General features: G+C 57.2%; 24 protein-coding genes. 4 read left to right on the top strand and 20 right to left on the bottom strand.

Annotated elements, in window-relative coordinates:
- Positions 1-4: 4 nt before the first annotated feature.
- Together KI610_RS01905 and KI610_RS01900 are read right to left on the bottom strand one after the other, a co-directional pair.
- A complete protein-coding gene (locus KI610_RS01905) occupies positions 5-1,162 on the bottom strand; it encodes an OmpP1/FadL family transporter (RefSeq protein WP_226497012.1) in 1,158 nt (385 codons plus the stop codon).
- Between the two features lie 45 nt (positions 1,163-1,207).
- The gene (locus KI610_RS01900; protein WP_226497011.1) at positions 1,208-1,621 is read right to left on the bottom strand and encodes an acyl-CoA thioesterase; all 414 of its coding nucleotides are present in this window, start codon (positions 1,619-1,621) and stop codon (positions 1,208-1,210) included.
- A gap of 103 nt (positions 1,622-1,724) precedes the next feature.
- On the opposite strand from KI610_RS01900, the gene KI610_RS01895 reads away from it, so the two are divergent.
- The 4 genes from KI610_RS01895 to KI610_RS01880 are packed head-to-tail and all read left to right on the top strand — an operon-like array spanning position 1,725 to position 7,873.
- Entirely contained in the window at positions 1,725-3,542 is a 1,818-nt protein-coding gene (locus KI610_RS01895; protein ID WP_226497010.1) for an ABCB family ABC transporter ATP-binding protein/permease, read from the top strand.
- A gap of 5 nt (positions 3,543-3,547) precedes the next feature.
- Positions 3,548-5,419, top strand: a complete 1,872-nt coding sequence (locus KI610_RS01890; protein ID WP_226498493.1) for a CHASE domain-containing sensor histidine kinase — start codon at positions 3,548-3,550, stop codon at positions 5,417-5,419.
- A complete protein-coding gene (locus tag KI610_RS01885) occupies positions 5,412-6,335 on the top strand; it encodes a response regulator (protein ID WP_226497009.1) in 924 nt (307 codons plus the stop codon). Before KI610_RS01890 ends, KI610_RS01885 begins: the two co-directional genes overlap by 8 nt.
- Positions 6,332-7,873, top strand: coding sequence for a SpoIIE family protein phosphatase (locus KI610_RS01880; protein WP_226497008.1), 1,542 nt, complete (start codon positions 6,332-6,334; stop codon positions 7,871-7,873). The genes KI610_RS01885 and KI610_RS01880 overlap by 4 nt, the downstream gene beginning before the upstream one ends.
- 67 nt (positions 7,874-7,940) lie before the next feature.
- Here KI610_RS01880 and rplQ read toward each other — a convergent pair whose 3' ends face one another.
- The 18 genes from rplQ to rplN form a co-directional block, all read right to left on the bottom strand.
- A complete protein-coding gene (rplQ, locus tag KI610_RS01875) occupies positions 7,941-8,339 on the bottom strand; it encodes a 50S ribosomal protein L17 (RefSeq protein ID WP_226403545.1) in 399 nt (132 codons plus the stop codon).
- A 54-nt stretch (positions 8,340-8,393) separates the two neighbouring features.
- The gene (locus KI610_RS01870; protein WP_226403544.1) at positions 8,394-9,368 is read right to left on the bottom strand and encodes a DNA-directed RNA polymerase subunit alpha; all 975 of its coding nucleotides are present in this window, start codon (positions 9,366-9,368) and stop codon (positions 8,394-8,396) included.
- 23 nt (positions 9,369-9,391) lie between these two features.
- Positions 9,392-10,021, bottom strand: a complete 630-nt coding sequence (gene rpsD, locus KI610_RS01865) for a 30S ribosomal protein S4 (protein WP_226403543.1) — start codon at positions 10,019-10,021, stop codon at positions 9,392-9,394.
- Between the two features lie 12 nt (positions 10,022-10,033).
- Positions 10,034-10,423 (bottom strand): 30S ribosomal protein S11, encoded by a 390-nt coding sequence (gene rpsK, locus KI610_RS01860; protein ID WP_226497007.1) that lies wholly within the window; start codon positions 10,421-10,423, stop codon positions 10,034-10,036.
- Positions 10,424-10,435: 12 nt separating this feature from the next.
- The gene (gene rpsM / locus KI610_RS01855; protein ID WP_117607664.1) at positions 10,436-10,798 is read right to left on the bottom strand and encodes a 30S ribosomal protein S13; all 363 of its coding nucleotides are present in this window, start codon (positions 10,796-10,798) and stop codon (positions 10,436-10,438) included.
- Positions 10,799-10,846: 48 nt separating this feature from the next.
- Positions 10,847-10,960, bottom strand: coding sequence for a 50S ribosomal protein L36 (gene rpmJ, locus KI610_RS01850; RefSeq protein ID WP_226403541.1), 114 nt, complete (start codon positions 10,958-10,960; stop codon positions 10,847-10,849).
- Between the two features lie 76 nt (positions 10,961-11,036).
- Positions 11,037-11,255 (bottom strand): translation initiation factor IF-1, encoded by a 219-nt coding sequence (gene infA, locus KI610_RS01845; RefSeq protein WP_226497006.1) that lies wholly within the window; start codon positions 11,253-11,255, stop codon positions 11,037-11,039.
- 6 nt (positions 11,256-11,261) lie between these two features.
- Entirely contained in the window at positions 11,262-12,584 is a 1,323-nt protein-coding gene (secY, locus tag KI610_RS01840) for a preprotein translocase subunit SecY (protein ID WP_226497005.1), read from the bottom strand.
- A 20-nt stretch (positions 12,585-12,604) separates the two neighbouring features.
- Positions 12,605-13,045 (bottom strand): 50S ribosomal protein L15, encoded by a 441-nt coding sequence (gene rplO, locus KI610_RS01835; protein WP_117607661.1) that lies wholly within the window; start codon positions 13,043-13,045, stop codon positions 12,605-12,607.
- A gap of 3 nt (positions 13,046-13,048) precedes the next feature.
- Positions 13,049-13,231 carry a 50S ribosomal protein L30 gene (rpmD, locus tag KI610_RS01830; RefSeq protein WP_226497004.1) on the bottom strand — a complete coding sequence of 61 codons (183 nt, stop codon included), beginning with the start codon at positions 13,229-13,231 and terminating at the stop codon, positions 13,049-13,051.
- A 3-nt stretch (positions 13,232-13,234) separates the two neighbouring features.
- Positions 13,235-13,762 (bottom strand): 30S ribosomal protein S5, encoded by a 528-nt coding sequence (gene rpsE, locus KI610_RS01825; protein ID WP_226497003.1) that lies wholly within the window; start codon positions 13,760-13,762, stop codon positions 13,235-13,237.
- A 26-nt stretch (positions 13,763-13,788) separates the two neighbouring features.
- On the bottom strand, positions 13,789-14,145 hold the full coding sequence (rplR, locus tag KI610_RS01820) for a 50S ribosomal protein L18 (protein ID WP_117607658.1): 357 nt from the start codon (positions 14,143-14,145) through the stop codon (positions 13,789-13,791).
- A gap of 9 nt (positions 14,146-14,154) precedes the next feature.
- Positions 14,155-14,685 carry a 50S ribosomal protein L6 gene (rplF, locus tag KI610_RS01815; protein ID WP_226497002.1) on the bottom strand — a complete coding sequence of 177 codons (531 nt, stop codon included), beginning with the start codon at positions 14,683-14,685 and terminating at the stop codon, positions 14,155-14,157.
- 10 nt (positions 14,686-14,695) lie between these two features.
- Positions 14,696-15,091: a 30S ribosomal protein S8 gene (gene rpsH / locus KI610_RS01810; RefSeq protein ID WP_117607656.1), complete on the bottom strand. Its 396-nt coding sequence runs from the start codon at positions 15,089-15,091 to the stop codon at positions 14,696-14,698.
- Between the two features lie 15 nt (positions 15,092-15,106).
- A complete protein-coding gene (gene rpsN, locus KI610_RS01805) occupies positions 15,107-15,412 on the bottom strand; it encodes a 30S ribosomal protein S14 (RefSeq protein ID WP_117607655.1) in 306 nt (101 codons plus the stop codon).
- Positions 15,413-15,419: 7 nt separating this feature from the next.
- Positions 15,420-15,959 carry a 50S ribosomal protein L5 gene (gene rplE / locus KI610_RS01800; protein WP_226403532.1) on the bottom strand — a complete coding sequence of 180 codons (540 nt, stop codon included), beginning with the start codon at positions 15,957-15,959 and terminating at the stop codon, positions 15,420-15,422.
- Between the two features lie 9 nt (positions 15,960-15,968).
- Positions 15,969-16,286, bottom strand: coding sequence for a 50S ribosomal protein L24 (rplX, locus tag KI610_RS01795; RefSeq protein ID WP_226497001.1), 318 nt, complete (start codon positions 16,284-16,286; stop codon positions 15,969-15,971).
- 9 nt (positions 16,287-16,295) lie between these two features.
- On the bottom strand, positions 16,296-16,664 hold the full coding sequence (gene rplN, locus KI610_RS01790; RefSeq protein ID WP_011286097.1) for a 50S ribosomal protein L14: 369 nt from the start codon (positions 16,662-16,664) through the stop codon (positions 16,296-16,298).
- Positions 16,665-16,795: the final 131 nt, after the last annotated feature.

The following is a 16,795-nucleotide window of genomic DNA, read 5'->3' as shown; positions in this document are numbered from 1 at the left end:
CAGCTTAGAAACCCACCGAATATTGCACGCCGATGATGTGGGCGCTGGCGTCGTACTTGCCCTGCAAGGCGCCCTGGGAAATGGTCGGATCGATCACGTACAGGTAGGAGTAGCCAAGATCGAATTTGCCGGCAGGTCCGGCGTTCCACTGCCCCCCGAGCGACAGCCACAGGCGGTTGTTGTCCGGAACGCGCGGCGAGCGGTATTCGTCGCGGACCGGGGTACGGTCGAAGGCGATGCCGAATTTCAGCTTGGCCTTGTCGGTTGCCTTGTAGCCGGCACCCCAGGCGAAACGCCAGGAGTTTTCGTAGCGGAAGTTTTCGCTGTTCAACAATAGACCGTCACTGCTTCTCAGCACATTGAGCGACTGCAGCGAATTCCAGCGCGTGTAGGAGAGGTCGCCCATTGCTTCCCAGCGATCGGAAACCTGCTGCCATACGGAGAGGATGAAGGTATCCGGCAGCTTGACGTCGGCCTTGACCGGAAGCGCTCCATTGAGCGTGCCTTCAAGGGTGTACTTGATGGGCGAACGGTAGGAGAAGCCGACGCGCATGGCCGGCGAGAGGGTGAACAACGCCCCGGCATTCCAGCCCCAGGCGCTGTCGTCCGCCTTGAGGACGGCGCCGGTCTTGGTCAGTTCGCCGTCGATGGTCTGGTAGTTCAGGCCAAAGCCGAGCGAAATCTTGTCATTGACCCGATAGGCGACGGAGGGATTGATGTTGATCGTCCTGATTTCCGACTTGATAGCCTGTGCTGCGCCGGCCCAGCCCGCGTCATATTCCGTCGCCAGCCCGAACGGCGCCGAGATGCCGAGGCCGAGGAACAGGTCTTTCGTCAATTGCCCCGACAGGTAAGCATTCGGTACGGCAGCCCAGCCACCGGCGTTGCCGCCCGACTTGACGCCGGCCTGGTCGCGGTATTCGTAGCTGGGGCCGACGCCCGTAACCCCGGCCGAAAGCTGGATGCCGTTGCCGAGTTGGGTCATGCCGGCCGGATTGAAGAAGATCGTGCTGGCATTGTCGGCCACCGCCGCCGAGCCGGCGTAGGCGTTGCCGAGGCCGCTGGCATTTTGCTCCATAAGCTGAAAGGCAGCGGCAGAAGCGGCACCGGAAAATGCGACCAGCAACACGGCTGGAATGGTACGCAGGGTCATTTTGTTCATTGGATTGCTCCCTTGCTGGCGGGGTAATTTGATAACTGCCGGATTTTAATCCATTTTCGGCATATTTTCGGCTGGAACCGCGCGCTTCATTCCGTCGCCATCGATGGCCACGTAAGTCAGTTCGGCTTCGGTTACCTTCACGATGATCGGTGCCGCGTAATTGCGCTCGGCAAAAACCTCAACCCTGACCGTGATCGATGTGGTGCCGACACGCACGATGTCGGCGTAGAGACTGACGATATCGCCAACCGACACCGGTTGCTTGAACAGGAAGGAATTGACCGATACCGTGGCCACCCGGCCACGCGCCCGACGCATGGCGGGAATGGCGCCAGCGACGTCGACCTGGGCCATGACCCAGCCGCCGAAAACGTCACCGTTCTGGTTGAGATCCGCCGGCATGGGTACGACGCGCAATGTGGAGTGCTTGCTGGGAAGGGTAATACGGTCGTCGGCCATTATTTGTCCAAAACGCTAAATATTTCGGGATTTTCCCGGAAAGCGGGCAGTTTTCATATACTCACACAATTCATCGCCACATCAAATCCCGTCAGGTTCCTGCATGCGCCGCGCCACCGCTCTTCCCAAACCGCCCGCCGGACAACCCCTGCCGGAAACCCATGTGTGGCTTACCTTGCGCACGCTGTTCCCTTACCTCTGGCAGTACCGTCTGCGTGTTCTCGCCGCGTTGGCTTGCTTGATCGGGGCCAAGGTGGCCAACGTTGGCGTGCCGCTGGTTTTCAAGGAAATGATCGACGGGCTGTCCCCCGGCCAGCAGGTGCTTGCTCTGCCCATCCTGCTGCTCGTCCTGTACGGCGCCCTGCGCTTTTCGACCTCGCTGTTTCAGGAACTGCGCGAAATCCTGTTCGCCCGGGTGACGCAGCGCGCTGTCCGGCAGGTGTCGCTGGAAGTGTTCCGCCACCTGCATGCCCTGTCGCTGCGCTTTCATCTCGAGCGGCAAACCGGCGGCGTGTCGCGCGATATCGAACGGGGTAGCCGCTCGATCTCCAGCCTGATTTCCTACACGCTCTATTCGATCCTGCCGACGCTGGTCGAAATCGGGCTGGTGCTTGGCATCCTGTTCGTCAAATACGACATGGGTTACGTCGTCATCACGTTGATCTCGCTGCTCGCCTATATCGTCTTCACCATCAAGGTCAGCAACTGGCGCATCGACATCCGCCGCGCCGTCAATGAAAACGATTCGGCTGCCAACACCCGCGCCGTCGATAGCCTGCTCAACTACGAGACGGTCAAGTATTTCAACAACGAAGCCTGGGAAGCCCGCCGTTACGACGAGCAGCTGATCAAATGGGAAGAGGCGGCGACGCGCAGCCAGACGACGCTGGCCTTCCTCAACCTCGGCCAGCAGGCGATCATCGCGCTGGGTGTCACGGCCATGATGTGGCGGGCGGCGGATGGCGTGGTCGATGGCCGGATGACCATCGGCGATCTCGTGCTGGTCAATGCCTTCCTGATCCAGCTCTACATGCCGCTCAATTTCCTCGGGATCGTTTACCGCGAAATTCGCCAGGCGCTGACCGATATCGAGCGCATGTTCAAGCTGCTCAGCGAGAACCGCGAAATCGCCGATGCGCCGGATGCCCGCGACCTGCCAACCGGCCCGCTGCAGGTCAATTTCGACGCCGTCGAGTTCGCCTACGAGTCGAACCGGCAGATTCTGAAAAACCTCAGCTTCGCCATCCCGCCCGGCAGGACGGTGGCCGTCGTCGGCCATTCCGGGGCCGGCAAATCGACGTTGTCACGGCTGCTCTACCGTTTTTACGACGTCACCGGCGGCGCCGTTCAGATCAACGGCCACGATCTGCGCGCGTTGAAACAGACCAGCCTGCGCGCCGCCATCGGCATCGTGCCGCAGGATACCGTGCTGTTCAACGACACCATTTTCTACAACATCAATTACGGCCGGCCGGAAGCGAGCCGCGAAGAAGTCTTCGCCGCGGCACGGGCGGCCCAGTTGCACGACTTCATCGAATCGCTGCCGCTCAAGTACGAAACGCGCGTCGGCGAACGCGGCCTCAAGCTGTCCGGCGGCGAGAAGCAGCGCGTCGCCATTGCCCGGGCCCTGCTCAAGAATCCGCCCATCCTGATTTTCGACGAGGCCACTTCGGCGCTCGATTCGGCGACGGAACGGGCCATCCAGACCCAGCTCGAACAGGTGGCGATCGGCCATACGACGCTGGTCATCGCCCACCGCCTGTCGACGGTCATGAATGCCGACGAAATCCTGGTCATGAGCGAAGGCCGCATCGTCGAACGGGGCAGCCACGGCGCGCTGCTCGCCGCCGACGGCAATTACGCCCGGATGTGGACACTGCAGCAACAGGAAAAGCAGGAAATGGAGCCGGATCCGCAGTGAAGGCCATGCGCGGCACGACATCGAGGTACAACCGGGGTAACTGGTTGTTGCCGCTCGTCACTTTTTTGTTGCTGGCTTCAGCCACGCTCACAGCCTGGCACTGGCAGTCCCGCATTCAGATACAGGCCGAGGAGTTGGCCGGCAACCAGGAAAGCGCAGCGATTACGGCCGAGATTCGCGACCGGCTGAATCTCCACGGCCAGTTCCTGCGCTCCCTGCAGGCTTTCGCCACCGCCGCGCCAAGCCAGGATCTGGCGATCTGGCGCCGTTTTGCCAAGGCCATGGAAATCGAGGGCAGCCTGGCCGGCATGTTCGCCTTTGCCTACGCCCCCGCGGTGCACCGCGACGACCTCGAATCATTTCAAAAATCGACCAAATTTCCGGTTGACCGTAGAAGTTTCCGGATTTTCCCGAAAACCGACGCCCGCCTTGCCGTTCCCCTCTTCTTCATTGCGCCGGAGTCGCCGGTCCTTGCCAAGGCAATCGGATTTGACCTGCTATCCGAAACGGCCCGTCGCGAAGCCATCAACCGCGCCATCCTGACCGGCAAGATTGCCATGACGGCGCCCATCGAACTGCAACCCGACAAGGGCACCCGGCGCCCGGGCTTCCAGTTGGTCCACGCGCTCCTCGACCAGAACACGCGCGCTTTCGCCGGCGTCGTCCTGACGGCTTATCGTTTTGATGAGTTCATGTCGTCGTTCAAACTGCCGCTCAGCAGCCGCTTTGTGCTGCAGATTTTTGACGAATCGCTGGCCACGGACTCGGCCGAGGCGGTCGCCCCGACGCTGATCTACAACTCGGACCCCAGCCACAATACCAACGAGCCGCCATTGCTCCATCACGAAATCGACTTTGGCGGGCGCAACTGGATTCTTCACTTTTACCCGAGCGGCCACACCACCCGGGGGCTCGACACCCCGGCCCTGGTTCTTTATGGCGGCTTGCTCACCAGCCTCTTGCTGGCCCTCCTCGTTCATCACCTGGCCACCCATCGCGAACGGGCCGAACGCTATGCGCTCTCCCTGACGCGGGAGTTGAGCGAGCACCGAGACCATTTGCAGGAGCTCGTTCTCGAGCGAACAGCCAGCCTCGATACTGCCTTGCAGCAGGCACGCGCCGCCAATCAGGCAAAATCCGAATTTCTGGCCAACATGTCGCACGAACTGCGTACACCGATGCATGCCATCCTCGGCTTTGTCGATCTGGGCAACCGCCGCGCCATCAATGCCAGCGACCCGAAAATCAGCCAATATTTCCAGCGCATCGATCAGAGCGGCCAACGGCTGCTCTCGCTGATCGACGAATTGCTCGACCTCTCGAAGCTCGACGCCGGGCAAATGGCCTTGCATCCAACAACATTCGACGCATTGGCACTGGCAAAACAGGTCGGCGCCCAACTCGAACCGTTGCAGCTCAAACGCAAGCTGCAACTCGAATTCAAGAACCGGGCAGCCTGCACGCAGATCAGCGCGGACATGAACCGGATCACCCAGGTCATCTGCAACCTGCTGTCCAACGCCATCAAGTTTTCGCCTGAAGGCGGAACCATTCGCGTCGAACTGGCCAACGACGAACTGCCTGCCGGGCGGCGTGCCGAGGATAGTGGTTCACGACCAGGACTCTCGATCAGTTTCATCGATCAGGGAATGGGCATCCCGACAGCCGAGCTGGAGAGCATTTTTGACAAGTTCGTTCAAAGCAGCGCCACCAAGAGCGGCGCCGGCGGAACAGGGCTGGGACTGGCGATTTGCCGGGCTATTGTGGCGCAACACCGTGGTACGATTGTTGCCCACAATAATTCAGGGCAAGGCGCCTGTTTCATCGTCACCCTGCCATTGAACTGCTGGATGGAAAAATCGGGACAAAATGACTAAGACACTCGTCTTGCTGGTGGACGACGAAGAACTCAACCTGGAAATTCTGGTCGAGTATTTCGATGGAGAAGAGCCTTTTGTTCTGCAAACGGCGGACAGCGGCGAAGCTGCCTGGCAACTGCTGCAAAACGCCGAAAATGACTTCAAACTCATTTTGCTCGACCGGATGATGCCCGGCCTCGACGGCATCGGCCTGCTCAGAAGAATGAAGGGCGACCAGCGTCTCTCCAGCATTCCTGTCATCATGCAGACGGCAGCCAACTCCCCCGAGCAGATTCGCGAAGGCCTCGAAGCCGGTGCCTACTACTACCTGACCAAGCCCTATCGACGTGACAGCCTGCTAGCCATTGTCCACGCAGCGCTCAGCGATGCCGAGGCGCGGAGTTCGCTCAGCCGACAACTGCACCAACACATCAATTCGCTGCAGTTTCTCGACAAAGCCGAGTTCTCCATCCGTACCGTCGACGAGGCAGCCCAGCTTGCTTCCTTCATCGCCCAAGCCTGCCCGAATCCCGACGCTGCGGTCATGGGAATTTCCGAACTGCTCATCAACGGTGTCGAGCATGGCAATCTTGGCCTGGCCTATGCGGAGAAAAGCCGTTTGAAACAGGAGGATCGCTGGCACGAAGAGATCGCCCGGCGCGCTGCCCTGCCAGAAAATGCAACCAAGGAAGTTCGCCTGAGCTATCACCGCGAGGCAAATGCAATAACGCTTCGCATCAGAGATCAGGGCAACGGATTTCCATGGCAGAACTATCTTGAAATTGACCCCGAGCGTGCCTTTGACCCGAATGGTCGAGGGATCGCTCTGGCACGCATGCTCAGTTTCAGTAGCATCGCTTATGAAGGCTGCGGCAACATCGCCGTTGCTACCATTTGCTGCGGCCAGGGGAATAACGGCGAGCATCAGACATGACTTCGATTTCAACCAAGATGAAAGTGCTGGCAGTTGATGACAACCGCACCAATCTGCACATCCTTCAGGTATTTCTGAAAAAGCTCGGCCATGAAGTCATTCTGGCCGAGAACGGCGAAGAGGCAGTGCGCCGTTTCACCGCAGAATCTCCTGATCTGGTCTTGCTCGACATCATGATGCCAGTCATGGATGGATTCGAGGCCGCCCGTCGAATCAAGGCCATGCCTCGTGACCGGTGGACGCCAGTCATTTTCCTGTCCGCGCTGAACCGCGATGAAAACCTGGTTGAAGGACTGGATGCCGGTGCCGACGACTATCTGACCAAACCGATCAACTTCGTCGTTCTCGAAGCCAAGTTGCGTTCCATGCAGCGCTCGCTGGCCTTGCAGCAGGAGTCGATCGACTCGCTGCGCCGCGTTCAGGCGATATCCGATAACGTTCTCGATGCCATCGTCACCAGTGATGAGAACGGAATTATCGTCTCGGTAAACCAATCAACCGAGCGAATTTTTGGCTGGACTCCAGCCGAGTTGATTGGCCATAGCGTTTCAATGCTGATGCCAGAAGACGAGCGGTCAGCCCACGAAATCCGTATCGGAAACTACACCGAGGCCACCCCGCCAAAAACGATTGGTCTCGAACGCGAGCTGGAAGCGCAGCATAAAGAAGGTCACCGCTTCGCTGCAACCCTGACCATCACACAGATCCTGCTCGATAACCGCCGCATGATGGTTGGCGTCATACGGGATATTTCTGAGCGCAAGAGGACCGAGCAACAGCTCCGCGAGAACGCCCGCCAACTGCAGGACTATTACGACCAGACTCAAGCGGAACAGCACCTGGCATTAGGTCTGATGGAAAAGCAGTTGCATCGTAAGGGCCTTCAGGACAGTCGCCTCCGCTACAAGGTCATTCCGGCCGAAAATTTCAGCGGCGACATCGTTGCAGCGAATCGCTCCTCGGAAGGGCTTTTCTATGCCTTGCTCGCCGACGCCACCGGGCATGGCCTGACCGCGGCGATCAGCGTCTTGCCAGTGCTTGCCTTGTTCTATCGAATGACAAAGCTCAACAGGCCAATTCGGGAGATTGTTCTTGAACTGAATCACCAGCTCAAGGAATCCATGCCTGTCGGACGCTTCGTTGCCATTACGCTGGTTTGCCTCGATGAAACCCGGAAGCGTGGCGACATCTGGGTCGGTGGCACCCCTGAAGCCTTCCTGTTCGATAGATGGGGGCGAGTAGCCAGCACCTTTCCTTCCGCCAACCTGCCCCTGGGTATTGTCAGCAACGAAGAGCTAGGCGGGGAGCCCCAAAATTTCGATTGGGCCGATGAAAGCCAGCTTATTCTCTGCTCGGATGGCTTGCTTGAGGCAACCAACCCGCAGGGCCTGCAATTCGGAGTAGACGGGCTGATAGCAGCAACGGCCAATACCTCCCCGACTGATCGCTTTGCAAAAATTGAAGCAGCCTTGGCCGTGCATCAGAATAACGGTGTTGCCAGCGACGATATATCGCTAATGCTTATCGACTGCCCATAGACCGTGGATGCGGGCAGGTAAACGAAAAAAGGCCGGAACCTCCGGCCTTTTTAATCACTAATGCTTATTACGCAGCAGCTTCTTCGATTTCCACAGCCTCGGTGGGCTCCGGACGGTCGACCAGCTCAACAAACGCCATCGGTGCGTTATCGCCGACGCGGAAGCCACACTTCAGAATACGAAGGTAGCCACCCGGACGGGTTGCATAACGCGGGCCGATTTCGGCGAACAGCTTGACCACGATGTCGCGGTCGCGCAGACGGTCAAAGGCCAGACGCTTGTTTGCCAGCGTCGGGGTCTTGCCGAGAGTAATCATCGGTTCAACAACACGGCGCAGTTCCTTTGCCTTCGGCACGGTGGTCTTGATAGCCTCGTGCTTGAGCAGGGAAACGGTCATGTTGCGCAGCATCGCCAGGCGATGGCTGCTGGTACGGTTCAGTTTGCGAAGTCCATTGCGGTGACGCATGGTTAATCCTTTCTATATTCTGCAGGCGTCCCTTGACTGCCCGGGAGAAAAGGCTTACGCCTTTTCCAGACCGGCGGGCGGCCAGTTCTCCAGTTTCATGCCGAGCGTCAAACCGCGAGCGGCCAACACTTCCTTGATCTCATTCAGCGACTTGCGACCCAGGTTAGGCGTCTTGAGAAGCTCGTTCTCGGTACGCTGAATCAGATCACCGATGTAGTAAATGTTCTCGGCCTTCAGACAGTTCGCCGAACGAACCGTCAATTCGAGATCATCCACCGGACGGAGCAGGACCGGATCGACCTGAGCCGGCTTGGAAGCCTCGGCGACAGGTGCGGTACCCTCCAGATCGGCGAAGACGGAAAGCTGCTCCATCAGCACGCGGGCAGCGTAGCGAATGGCTTCTTCCGGCTCGACAACACCGTTGGTTTCGATATCGACAATCAACTTGTCAAGGTCGGTACGCTGTTCAACGCGAGCACTTTCGACTGCGTAGGCAACACGACGAATCGGGCTGAAAGACGCATCGAGTACCAGCTTGCCGATGGACTTGGCATCGCCGAGATTGCGCATGTTGCCAGGAACATAGCCGCGACCCTTTTCGACCTTGATCTCCATGGACAGCTTGCCGCCCGTGGAGAGGTGAGCGATTACGTGTTCAGGATTGATGATTTCCACGTCGTGCGGCAATTCGATATCGCCAGCACGAACGGGGCCTTCACCTTCCTTGGCCAATTTCAGGTTAACAACATCGCGATTGTGCAGCTTGAACACAATACCCTTGAGGTTGAGGAGGATGTCTACGACATCTTCCTGTACACCGTCAATGGTCGAGTATTCATGGAGAACACCATCGATACCAACCTCGGTCGGTGCGTAACCAACCATCGAGGAGAGCAGGATGCGACGCAGCGCGTTGCCAAGGGTATGGCCATAACCGCGTTCAAACGGTTCCATGACCACTTTGGCTTGCACGGGCGAAACGCTCTGCACGTCGATGATACGGGGTTTTAGAAGTCCACTGCTTTGCATGGGCTAGATCCTCTGCTCAGTGCTTACTTCGAGTAAAGTTCGATGACGAGACCTTCATTCAGGGTCGCCGGCAGTTCAGAGCGCTGCGGCATGGCCTTGAATGTGCCCTTGCCTTCTTTGACATCCACCGAAATCCACTCGGGGAAACCACGAGACTCAGCAGCTTCCAGCGCAGCCTTGCAACGCAGGGAAGCACGAGCACGATCGGTCAACTGGACAACATCACCAGGCTTGACGATAAAGGAAGGGATGTTGACGCGCTTGCCATTGACCAGAACGCCATTGTGGCGAACGATCTGACGGGACTCGGTGCGCGAAGCACCAAAACCCATACGGTAGGCAACGGAGTCCAGGCGTGCTTCGAGCAATTGCAGAAGGTTTTCACCGGTCTGGCCCTTGCGGCGATCAGCTTCGGCAAACGTCTTGCGGAACTGCCCTTCAAGGACGCCGTAAACGCGGCGAATCTTCTGCTTGGCGCGCAGGTGAACACCATAGTCAGACAAACGTGCGCCAGACTTCTGGCCGTGTTGACCAGGAGCGTAAGAACGACGCTCAATGGCACACTTATCGGTAAAACACTTTTCGCCCTTCAGGAACAACTTTTCGCCTTCGCGGCGGCACTGACGGCATTTCGGATCGAGATTACGAGCCACTTGTCTTTCTCCTTAGATGCGGCGCTTTTTGGGCGGACGGCAACCGTTATGCGGTACCGGTGTCACGTCGGAAATCGCGGTGATCTTCATGCCCAGCGCGTTCAATGCGCGGACTGAAGACTCACGACCAGGACCTGGGCCCTTGATGCGAACTTCCAGATTCTTGACACCACATTCCTGAGCAGCCTTGCCAGCGGCTTCAGCAGCGACCTGGGCAGCGAACGGAGTAGACTTACGCGAACCGCGGAAGCCGGCACCGCCGGAAGTTGCCCAAGACAGTGCATTGCCCTGACGATCGGTAATGGTGATGATGGTGTTATTGAACGAAGCGTGAATGTGGGCAATGCCCTCAGCGATGTTCTTTTTAACCTTTTTGCGAACTTTGGTAGCAGTCTTTGCCATGTTCTGTCCCTATTACTTCTTGCCAGCAATGGCCTTGCGCGGACCCTTGCGAGTGCGAGCATTGGTACGGGTGCGCTGACCACGGCAAGGCAAGCCTTTGCGATGGCGAAGGCCACGGTAGCAACCGAGGTCCATCAGACGCTTGATGTTCATTGTGACTTCGCGACGCAGATCACCTTCTACGGTGAATTTGCCGACTTCGTCACGCAGACGATCCATGTCCGCATCGGACAGGTCTTTCATTTTGGTAGAACGAACGATGCCGGCCGCGTCGCAAATCTTTTGCGCGCGGGTACGGCCGATGCCGAAAATCGCGGTCAAAGCGATCTCTGCATGCTGATGGTTCGGAATGTTTACCCCTGCGATACGGGCCATCGAATCACTCCACTATTTCAAAATTAACAAATGCCGACACCGGAGCCATTAGCCCTGGCGCTGCTTGTGACGCGGGTCCTTGCAAATGACGCGCACGACACCCTTGCGACGGATGACTTTGCAATTGCGACACACGCGCTTAACTGAAGGATGCACTTTCATGTTTAACTCCTCGTCTGCGAGAGCTTGGAAGCAGCCGTGATTCCTTGCCCTGCGGTTTATTGCGTAGAGAACTCTTTTACTTGACCCGGAAAACGATCCGGGCCTTGCTTAAATCATATGGCGTCAATTGCACGGTCACTTTGTCACCTGGAAGTATGCGTATGTAATGCATTCGCATCTTTCCGGAAATGAACCCAAGCACAATATGGCCATTTTCCAACTTGACCTTGAAGGTCGCATTTGGGAGGTTTTCGACAACCTCCCCTTGCATTTCGATGTAATCCTCTTTTGCCATAAGCGATTACTTGATCATCGGCGCGCCTTTGAAATTTGCCTTTTTCAGCAAGCTTTCGTACTGATGAGACATCACGTATGCCTGAACCTGGGACATGAAATCCATGGTTACAACGACGATAATCAACAGCGAGGTACCCCCGAAATAGAATGGAACATTCCATTTGAGGATCAAAAATTCTGGCAACAAGCAAACCGTGGTGATGTAGGCAGCGCCGATCAAGGTCAAGCGCATCAGTATCTTGTCTATATAGCGCGCGGTCTGTTCACCAGGACGAATACCCGGGACGAATGCCCCGCTCTTCTTGAGATTGTCCGCAGTCTCCTTGGAGTTGAACACAAGGGCTGTATAGAAAAAGCAGAAGAACACGATCGCCGAAGCGTAAAGCATCACGTATATCGGCTGCCCCGGAGACAATGTCCCAGCCACATCCTTCAACCAGTGCATAGACTCGCTAGCGCCGAACCAATTAGCAACGGTAGCGGGGAACAGTATGATCGAAGAAGCGAAAATCGGCGGGATAACTCCCGACATGTTCAGCTTGAGTGGAAGATGTGAGCTCTGACCACCGTATATCTTGTTGCCAACCTGGCGTTTGGCGTAGTTGACCAGTATCTTGCGTTGTCCGCGCTCGACAAACACCACAAAACCAGTCACGACAACAACCAACATACAGATAATCAGCGCGGTCAGCGGGTGCATTGCCCCGGTTCGTACGAGTTCCAGCAAACCACCGATTGCGCTTGGCAAGCCGGCGGCGATACCAGCAAAAATGATAATGGAGATGCCGTTACCCAAGCCACGTTCAGTGATCTGCTCGCCGAGCCACATCAGGAACATAGTACCTGTCAGCAAGGTCGAAACGGTGGTCAGTCGGAACATGAAGCCCGGATCATTAACCAGCCCGGCCTGCGCTTCAAGCGCAACAGCAATACCAAGCCCCTGGAAGAGGGCAAGAATCACCGTTCCGTAGCGGGTATATTGAGTAATCTTCCGGCGTCCGGCCTCACCCTCTTTTTTAAGGGCTTCGAGTTGCGGACTGGCAACACTCATCAGTTGCATGATGATCGAGGCCGAAATATACGGCATGATCCCCAAAGCAAAAATCGTAAATCGCGACAAGGCACCACCCGAGAACATGTTGAACATGCCCAGAATGCCACCCTGCTGCGAATTAAAGAGATCGGCCAGCGCGTTAGGGTCGATCCCAGGAACCGGAATATGGGCGCCAATGCGGTAAACAACTAGCGCGCCAAGCAGGAACCATAGCCGGCGTTTGAGATCGCCGAACTTGCCACCCTTGCCAACGGTATTGGGATTTGCTGCCAACGTTCTAACCTTTCCCTGTCTTACTCAGCGACGACGACCGAGCCACCAGCGGCTTCGATAGCGGCCTTGGCACCCTTGGTAGCACCCACACCCTTGAGGATAACCTTGCGGGCAATAGCGCCCGACAGGATGACCTTGGCGGAGAGAGCGTCACCCGGAACAATACCGGCGACCTGCAGGGCGAGGAGATCAATCTCTTCAACTGGCAGACGCTCGAGATCGGTCAGGCGAACTTCGTAATTGCGGGCACGGGTCAAAGAATTGAAACCGCGCTTCGGCAGGCGACGCTGCAAAGGCATTTGACCGCCCTCGAAACCCACCTTGTGGAAACCGCCGGAGCGAGACTTCTGACCCTTATGGCCGCGACCGCAGGTCTTGCCGAGGCCCGAACCGATGCCACGACCGACGCGCTTGGCGGCCTTCTTGGAGCCTTCACCCGGCTTGATGGTATTCAGACGCATGGCTTAACCCTCAACCTTGACGAGATACTGAACCTTCTGGATCATGCCACGCACAGACGGCGTATCCACTAGCTCAGAAGTACTGTTCAGCTTGCGCAACCCCAGACCACGCACGGTGGCGCGGTGGTCCTGCTTGGTGCCGATGATGCTCTTGACGAGCTTCACTATGATTTTCTTGTCAGCCATGGCTTACCCCAGAACCCGTTCAATCGAGAGGCCACGCTTGGCGGCAATCTCGGACGGCGTGTTCACCTTCGACAAACCGTCGATGGTGGCGCGCACGATGTTGTAAGGATTGGTCGAGCCATGAGCCTTGGCCACCACGTTGGTCACGCCAACAACTTCGAAGACCGCGCGCATGGCGCCACCTGCGATGATGCCAGTACCTTCCGGAGCTGGCTGGATCATCACGGTAGTTGCGCCGTGACGGCCCATAACGGTGTGATGCACGGTGCCGTTCTTCAGGTTGACCTTGGCCATCTTGCGACGTGCCTCTTCCATAGCTTTTTGAGCGGCAACTGGCACTTCGCGGGACTTGCCCTTACCCATGCCGATGCTGCCATCGCCATCACCAACAACAGTTAAGGCCGCGAAACCGAGGATTCGACCGCCCTTAACCACCTTGGTAACGCGATTGACCGCGACCATCTTTTCGCGCATGCCGTCATCACGCTCTTCAGCTTGCTGCGGCTTCTTGTTTCTTTCAGGTTTAGCCATTTTCTAACCTTATCCTTTCGCAGCGATCAGAACTTCAGACCGGCTTCACGCGCGGCTTCCGCCAGCGCCTGAACCCGACCGTGGTACTGAAGACCGGAACGATCGAAAGCCACTTGCTCAATGCCGGCGGCCTTGGCGCGCTCGGCAATCAGCTTGCCCACCGAAGTGGCAGCAGCCTTGTTACCGCCGTTCGGGACGTCATTGCGAACGTCCTTGTCCAGCGTGGAAGCCGAAGCCAGGACCTTACCGCCACAGGGCGAGATGATCTGGGCATAGATGTGCTGGTTCGTGCGATTGACGCACAGACGCACAGCCTTGAGTTCGGCGATTTTGGCCCGGGTTTGGCGGGAACGGCGCAGACGCGCTTGTTTCTTATTAAACATATGCCACCCTTACTTCTTCTTGGTTTCCTTGATAACCACCACTTCGTCCGAGTATCGAACTCCCTTGCCCTTGTAGGGCTCCGGCTTGCGATATGCACGAACTTCGGCAGCGACCTGGCCAACCTGTTGCTTGTCGGCCCCCTTGATCAGGATTTCGGTCTGGGTCGGACACTCCACCTTCACTCCAGCCGGCATCTTGTGCGCAACGGGGTGGGAAAAGCCCAACGACAGATTCAGGACATCACCCTGAGCCTGGGCGCGGTAACCCACGCCGACCAGCTGGAGCTTGCGCTCAAAACCCTTGGAAACACCAGTCACCATGTTGTTGATGTTGGCACGCATGGTGCCCCACATGGCAGCTGCGTTAGCGGCGCCTTCAACCTTGGAAACCTGGACGTTCTGACCTTCAACGGAAATCGTCACGGACGGATGCGTAATTGCCTTCAAGGTACCCAAAGGCCCCTTGACGGTAATGTCCGCACCAACCGAAACTTCAACGCCAGCCGGCAAAACGATGGGATTCTTACCAATACGAGACATCGATATCCCCTTATGCCACGATGCAGAGAACTTCGCCGCCGACCTTGCTGGCGCGAGCCTTGCGATCAGTCATGACGCCCTTTGGGGTCGACACGATGGCGACACCCAGACCGTTCATGACGCGAGGAATGTCTTCGCAACCCTTGTAGATACGCAGACCGGGCTTGGAGACACGCTCGATGCGCTCAATGACCGGGCGACCGGCGTAATATTTGAGTGCGATATCGAGGGTCGGCTTGCCATCAGCCTGACGAACTGCGAAATCATCAACGTAACCTTCATCCTTGAGCACGGCGGCGATAGCCACCTTGACTTTGGACGAGGGCATGGAGACAGACGCCTTCTCGGCGAGCTGGGCGTTGCGGATGCGAGTCAGCATGTCCGCGATCGGATCGCTCATAGCCATTTCTGAATCTCCTTTTTACCAGCTGGCTTTAACAACACCCGGAACTTCGCCATTGAAGGCCAGTTCGCGGATCTTGTGACGGCACAGACCGAACTTACGGAAAACACCACGCGGACGACCGGTCAGCTGGCAGCGGTTGCGCAGACGAGACGGGCTCGAATTGCGCGGCAGGGCCTGGAACTTCAGACGGGCAGCGTAACGCTCATCGTCCGACAGGCTCGCGTTATTGAAAATCGCCTCGAGGGCAGCACGCTTCTTGGCGTACTGAGCCACAAGCTTGCGGCGCTTTTCTTCACGGTTGATCAGAGCAAGTTTTGCCATGATTGCCTCAATTCTTGAACGGGAACTTGAACGCCGCCAACAGAGCCTTGGCTTCTGCGTCGGATTTCGCGGTCGTGGTGATGCTGATGTTCATACCCCGCAGAGCATCGATCTTGTCGTACTCGATTTCCGGGAAAATGATCTGCTCTTTGACGCCCATGTTGTAGTTGCCCTGGCCATCAAAACCCTTGCCAGAAACACCACGGAAGTCGCGAACTCGCGGCAGCGCAACGGTGACCAGACGATCGAGGAACTCGAACATGCGCGGACCACGCAGCGTGACCATGCAACCGATCGGGTAACCGTCACGAATCTTGAAGCCGGCAATAGACTTGCGGGCCTTGGTCGTCACCGGCTTTTGACCTGCGATCTTCTGCATGTCGCCAACGGCGTTCTCGAGGACCTTCTTGTCAGCCACCGCCTCACCGACACCCATGTTCAGGGTGATCTTGGTGATGCGCGGAACTTCCATCACGGACTTGTAACCAAATTGCTTGCTCAGATCAGCAACAACGGTTTCTTTGTAAAACTCTTGCAAACGCGCCATGACCACTCCTTATGCGTTGACCAGTTCGCCGTTCGACTTGAACACGCGAACCTTGCGGCCATCCTCAAGCGCCTTGATGCCAACACGGTCGGCCTTCTTGGTCGCCGGATTGAACAGCGCAACATTGGAGATATGAATCGGCATGTCTTTATCAACGATGCCACCCGCCACACCCTTTACGGGGTTTGGCTTGACGTGCTTCTTGGCACGATTGACACCCTCGACGAGCACATGCTCATCATCGACACGACGCAGCACGGTACCGTGCTTGCCTTTGTCTTTACCGGTAATTACGACGATTTCGTCGCCTTTACGAATCTTTTCCATAGCCAGTCCTTACAGCACTTCAGGAGCCAGGGACACGATCTTCATGAAGCGCTCGGTACGCAGTTCGCGGGTTACCGGGCCAAAGATGCGCGTGCCGATCGGCTCGAGCTTGTTGTTGAGAAGAACGGCGGCATTGCCATCAAAGCGAACCAGCGAACCATCGGGACGACGAACGCCCTTGGCGGTACGAACCACCACGGCATTGTAGACATCGCCCTTCTTGACGCGGCCACGCGGCGCAGCATCCTTGATGCTGACCTTGATGATGTCACCAATACCAGCATAGCGGCGCCTGGATCCACCGAGCACTTTGATACACATTACTGAACGTGCGCCGGTGTTATCGGCGACATCCAGAGTTGTCTGCATCTGAATCATTTAAATTAACTCCAACTTAATCCGCTTGCGCGGTCAGTCTTGGAACCCGTACGGGTTGAACAACTTCGCAAACCCTCAGGACGAGGGCCGCAAAAAAGAAGCCGGATTATACCGGCTTCTTTCAAGACTAC

The sequence above is a fragment of the Ferribacterium limneticum genome (genome assembly GCF_020510565.1).
GTDB classification, from domain to species: Bacteria; Pseudomonadota; Gammaproteobacteria; order Burkholderiales; family Rhodocyclaceae; genus Azonexus; species Azonexus limneticus_B.
The sequence above is the reverse complement of the archived record's forward strand: the minus strand, read 5'-3'. Positions and strand labels throughout refer to the sequence as shown.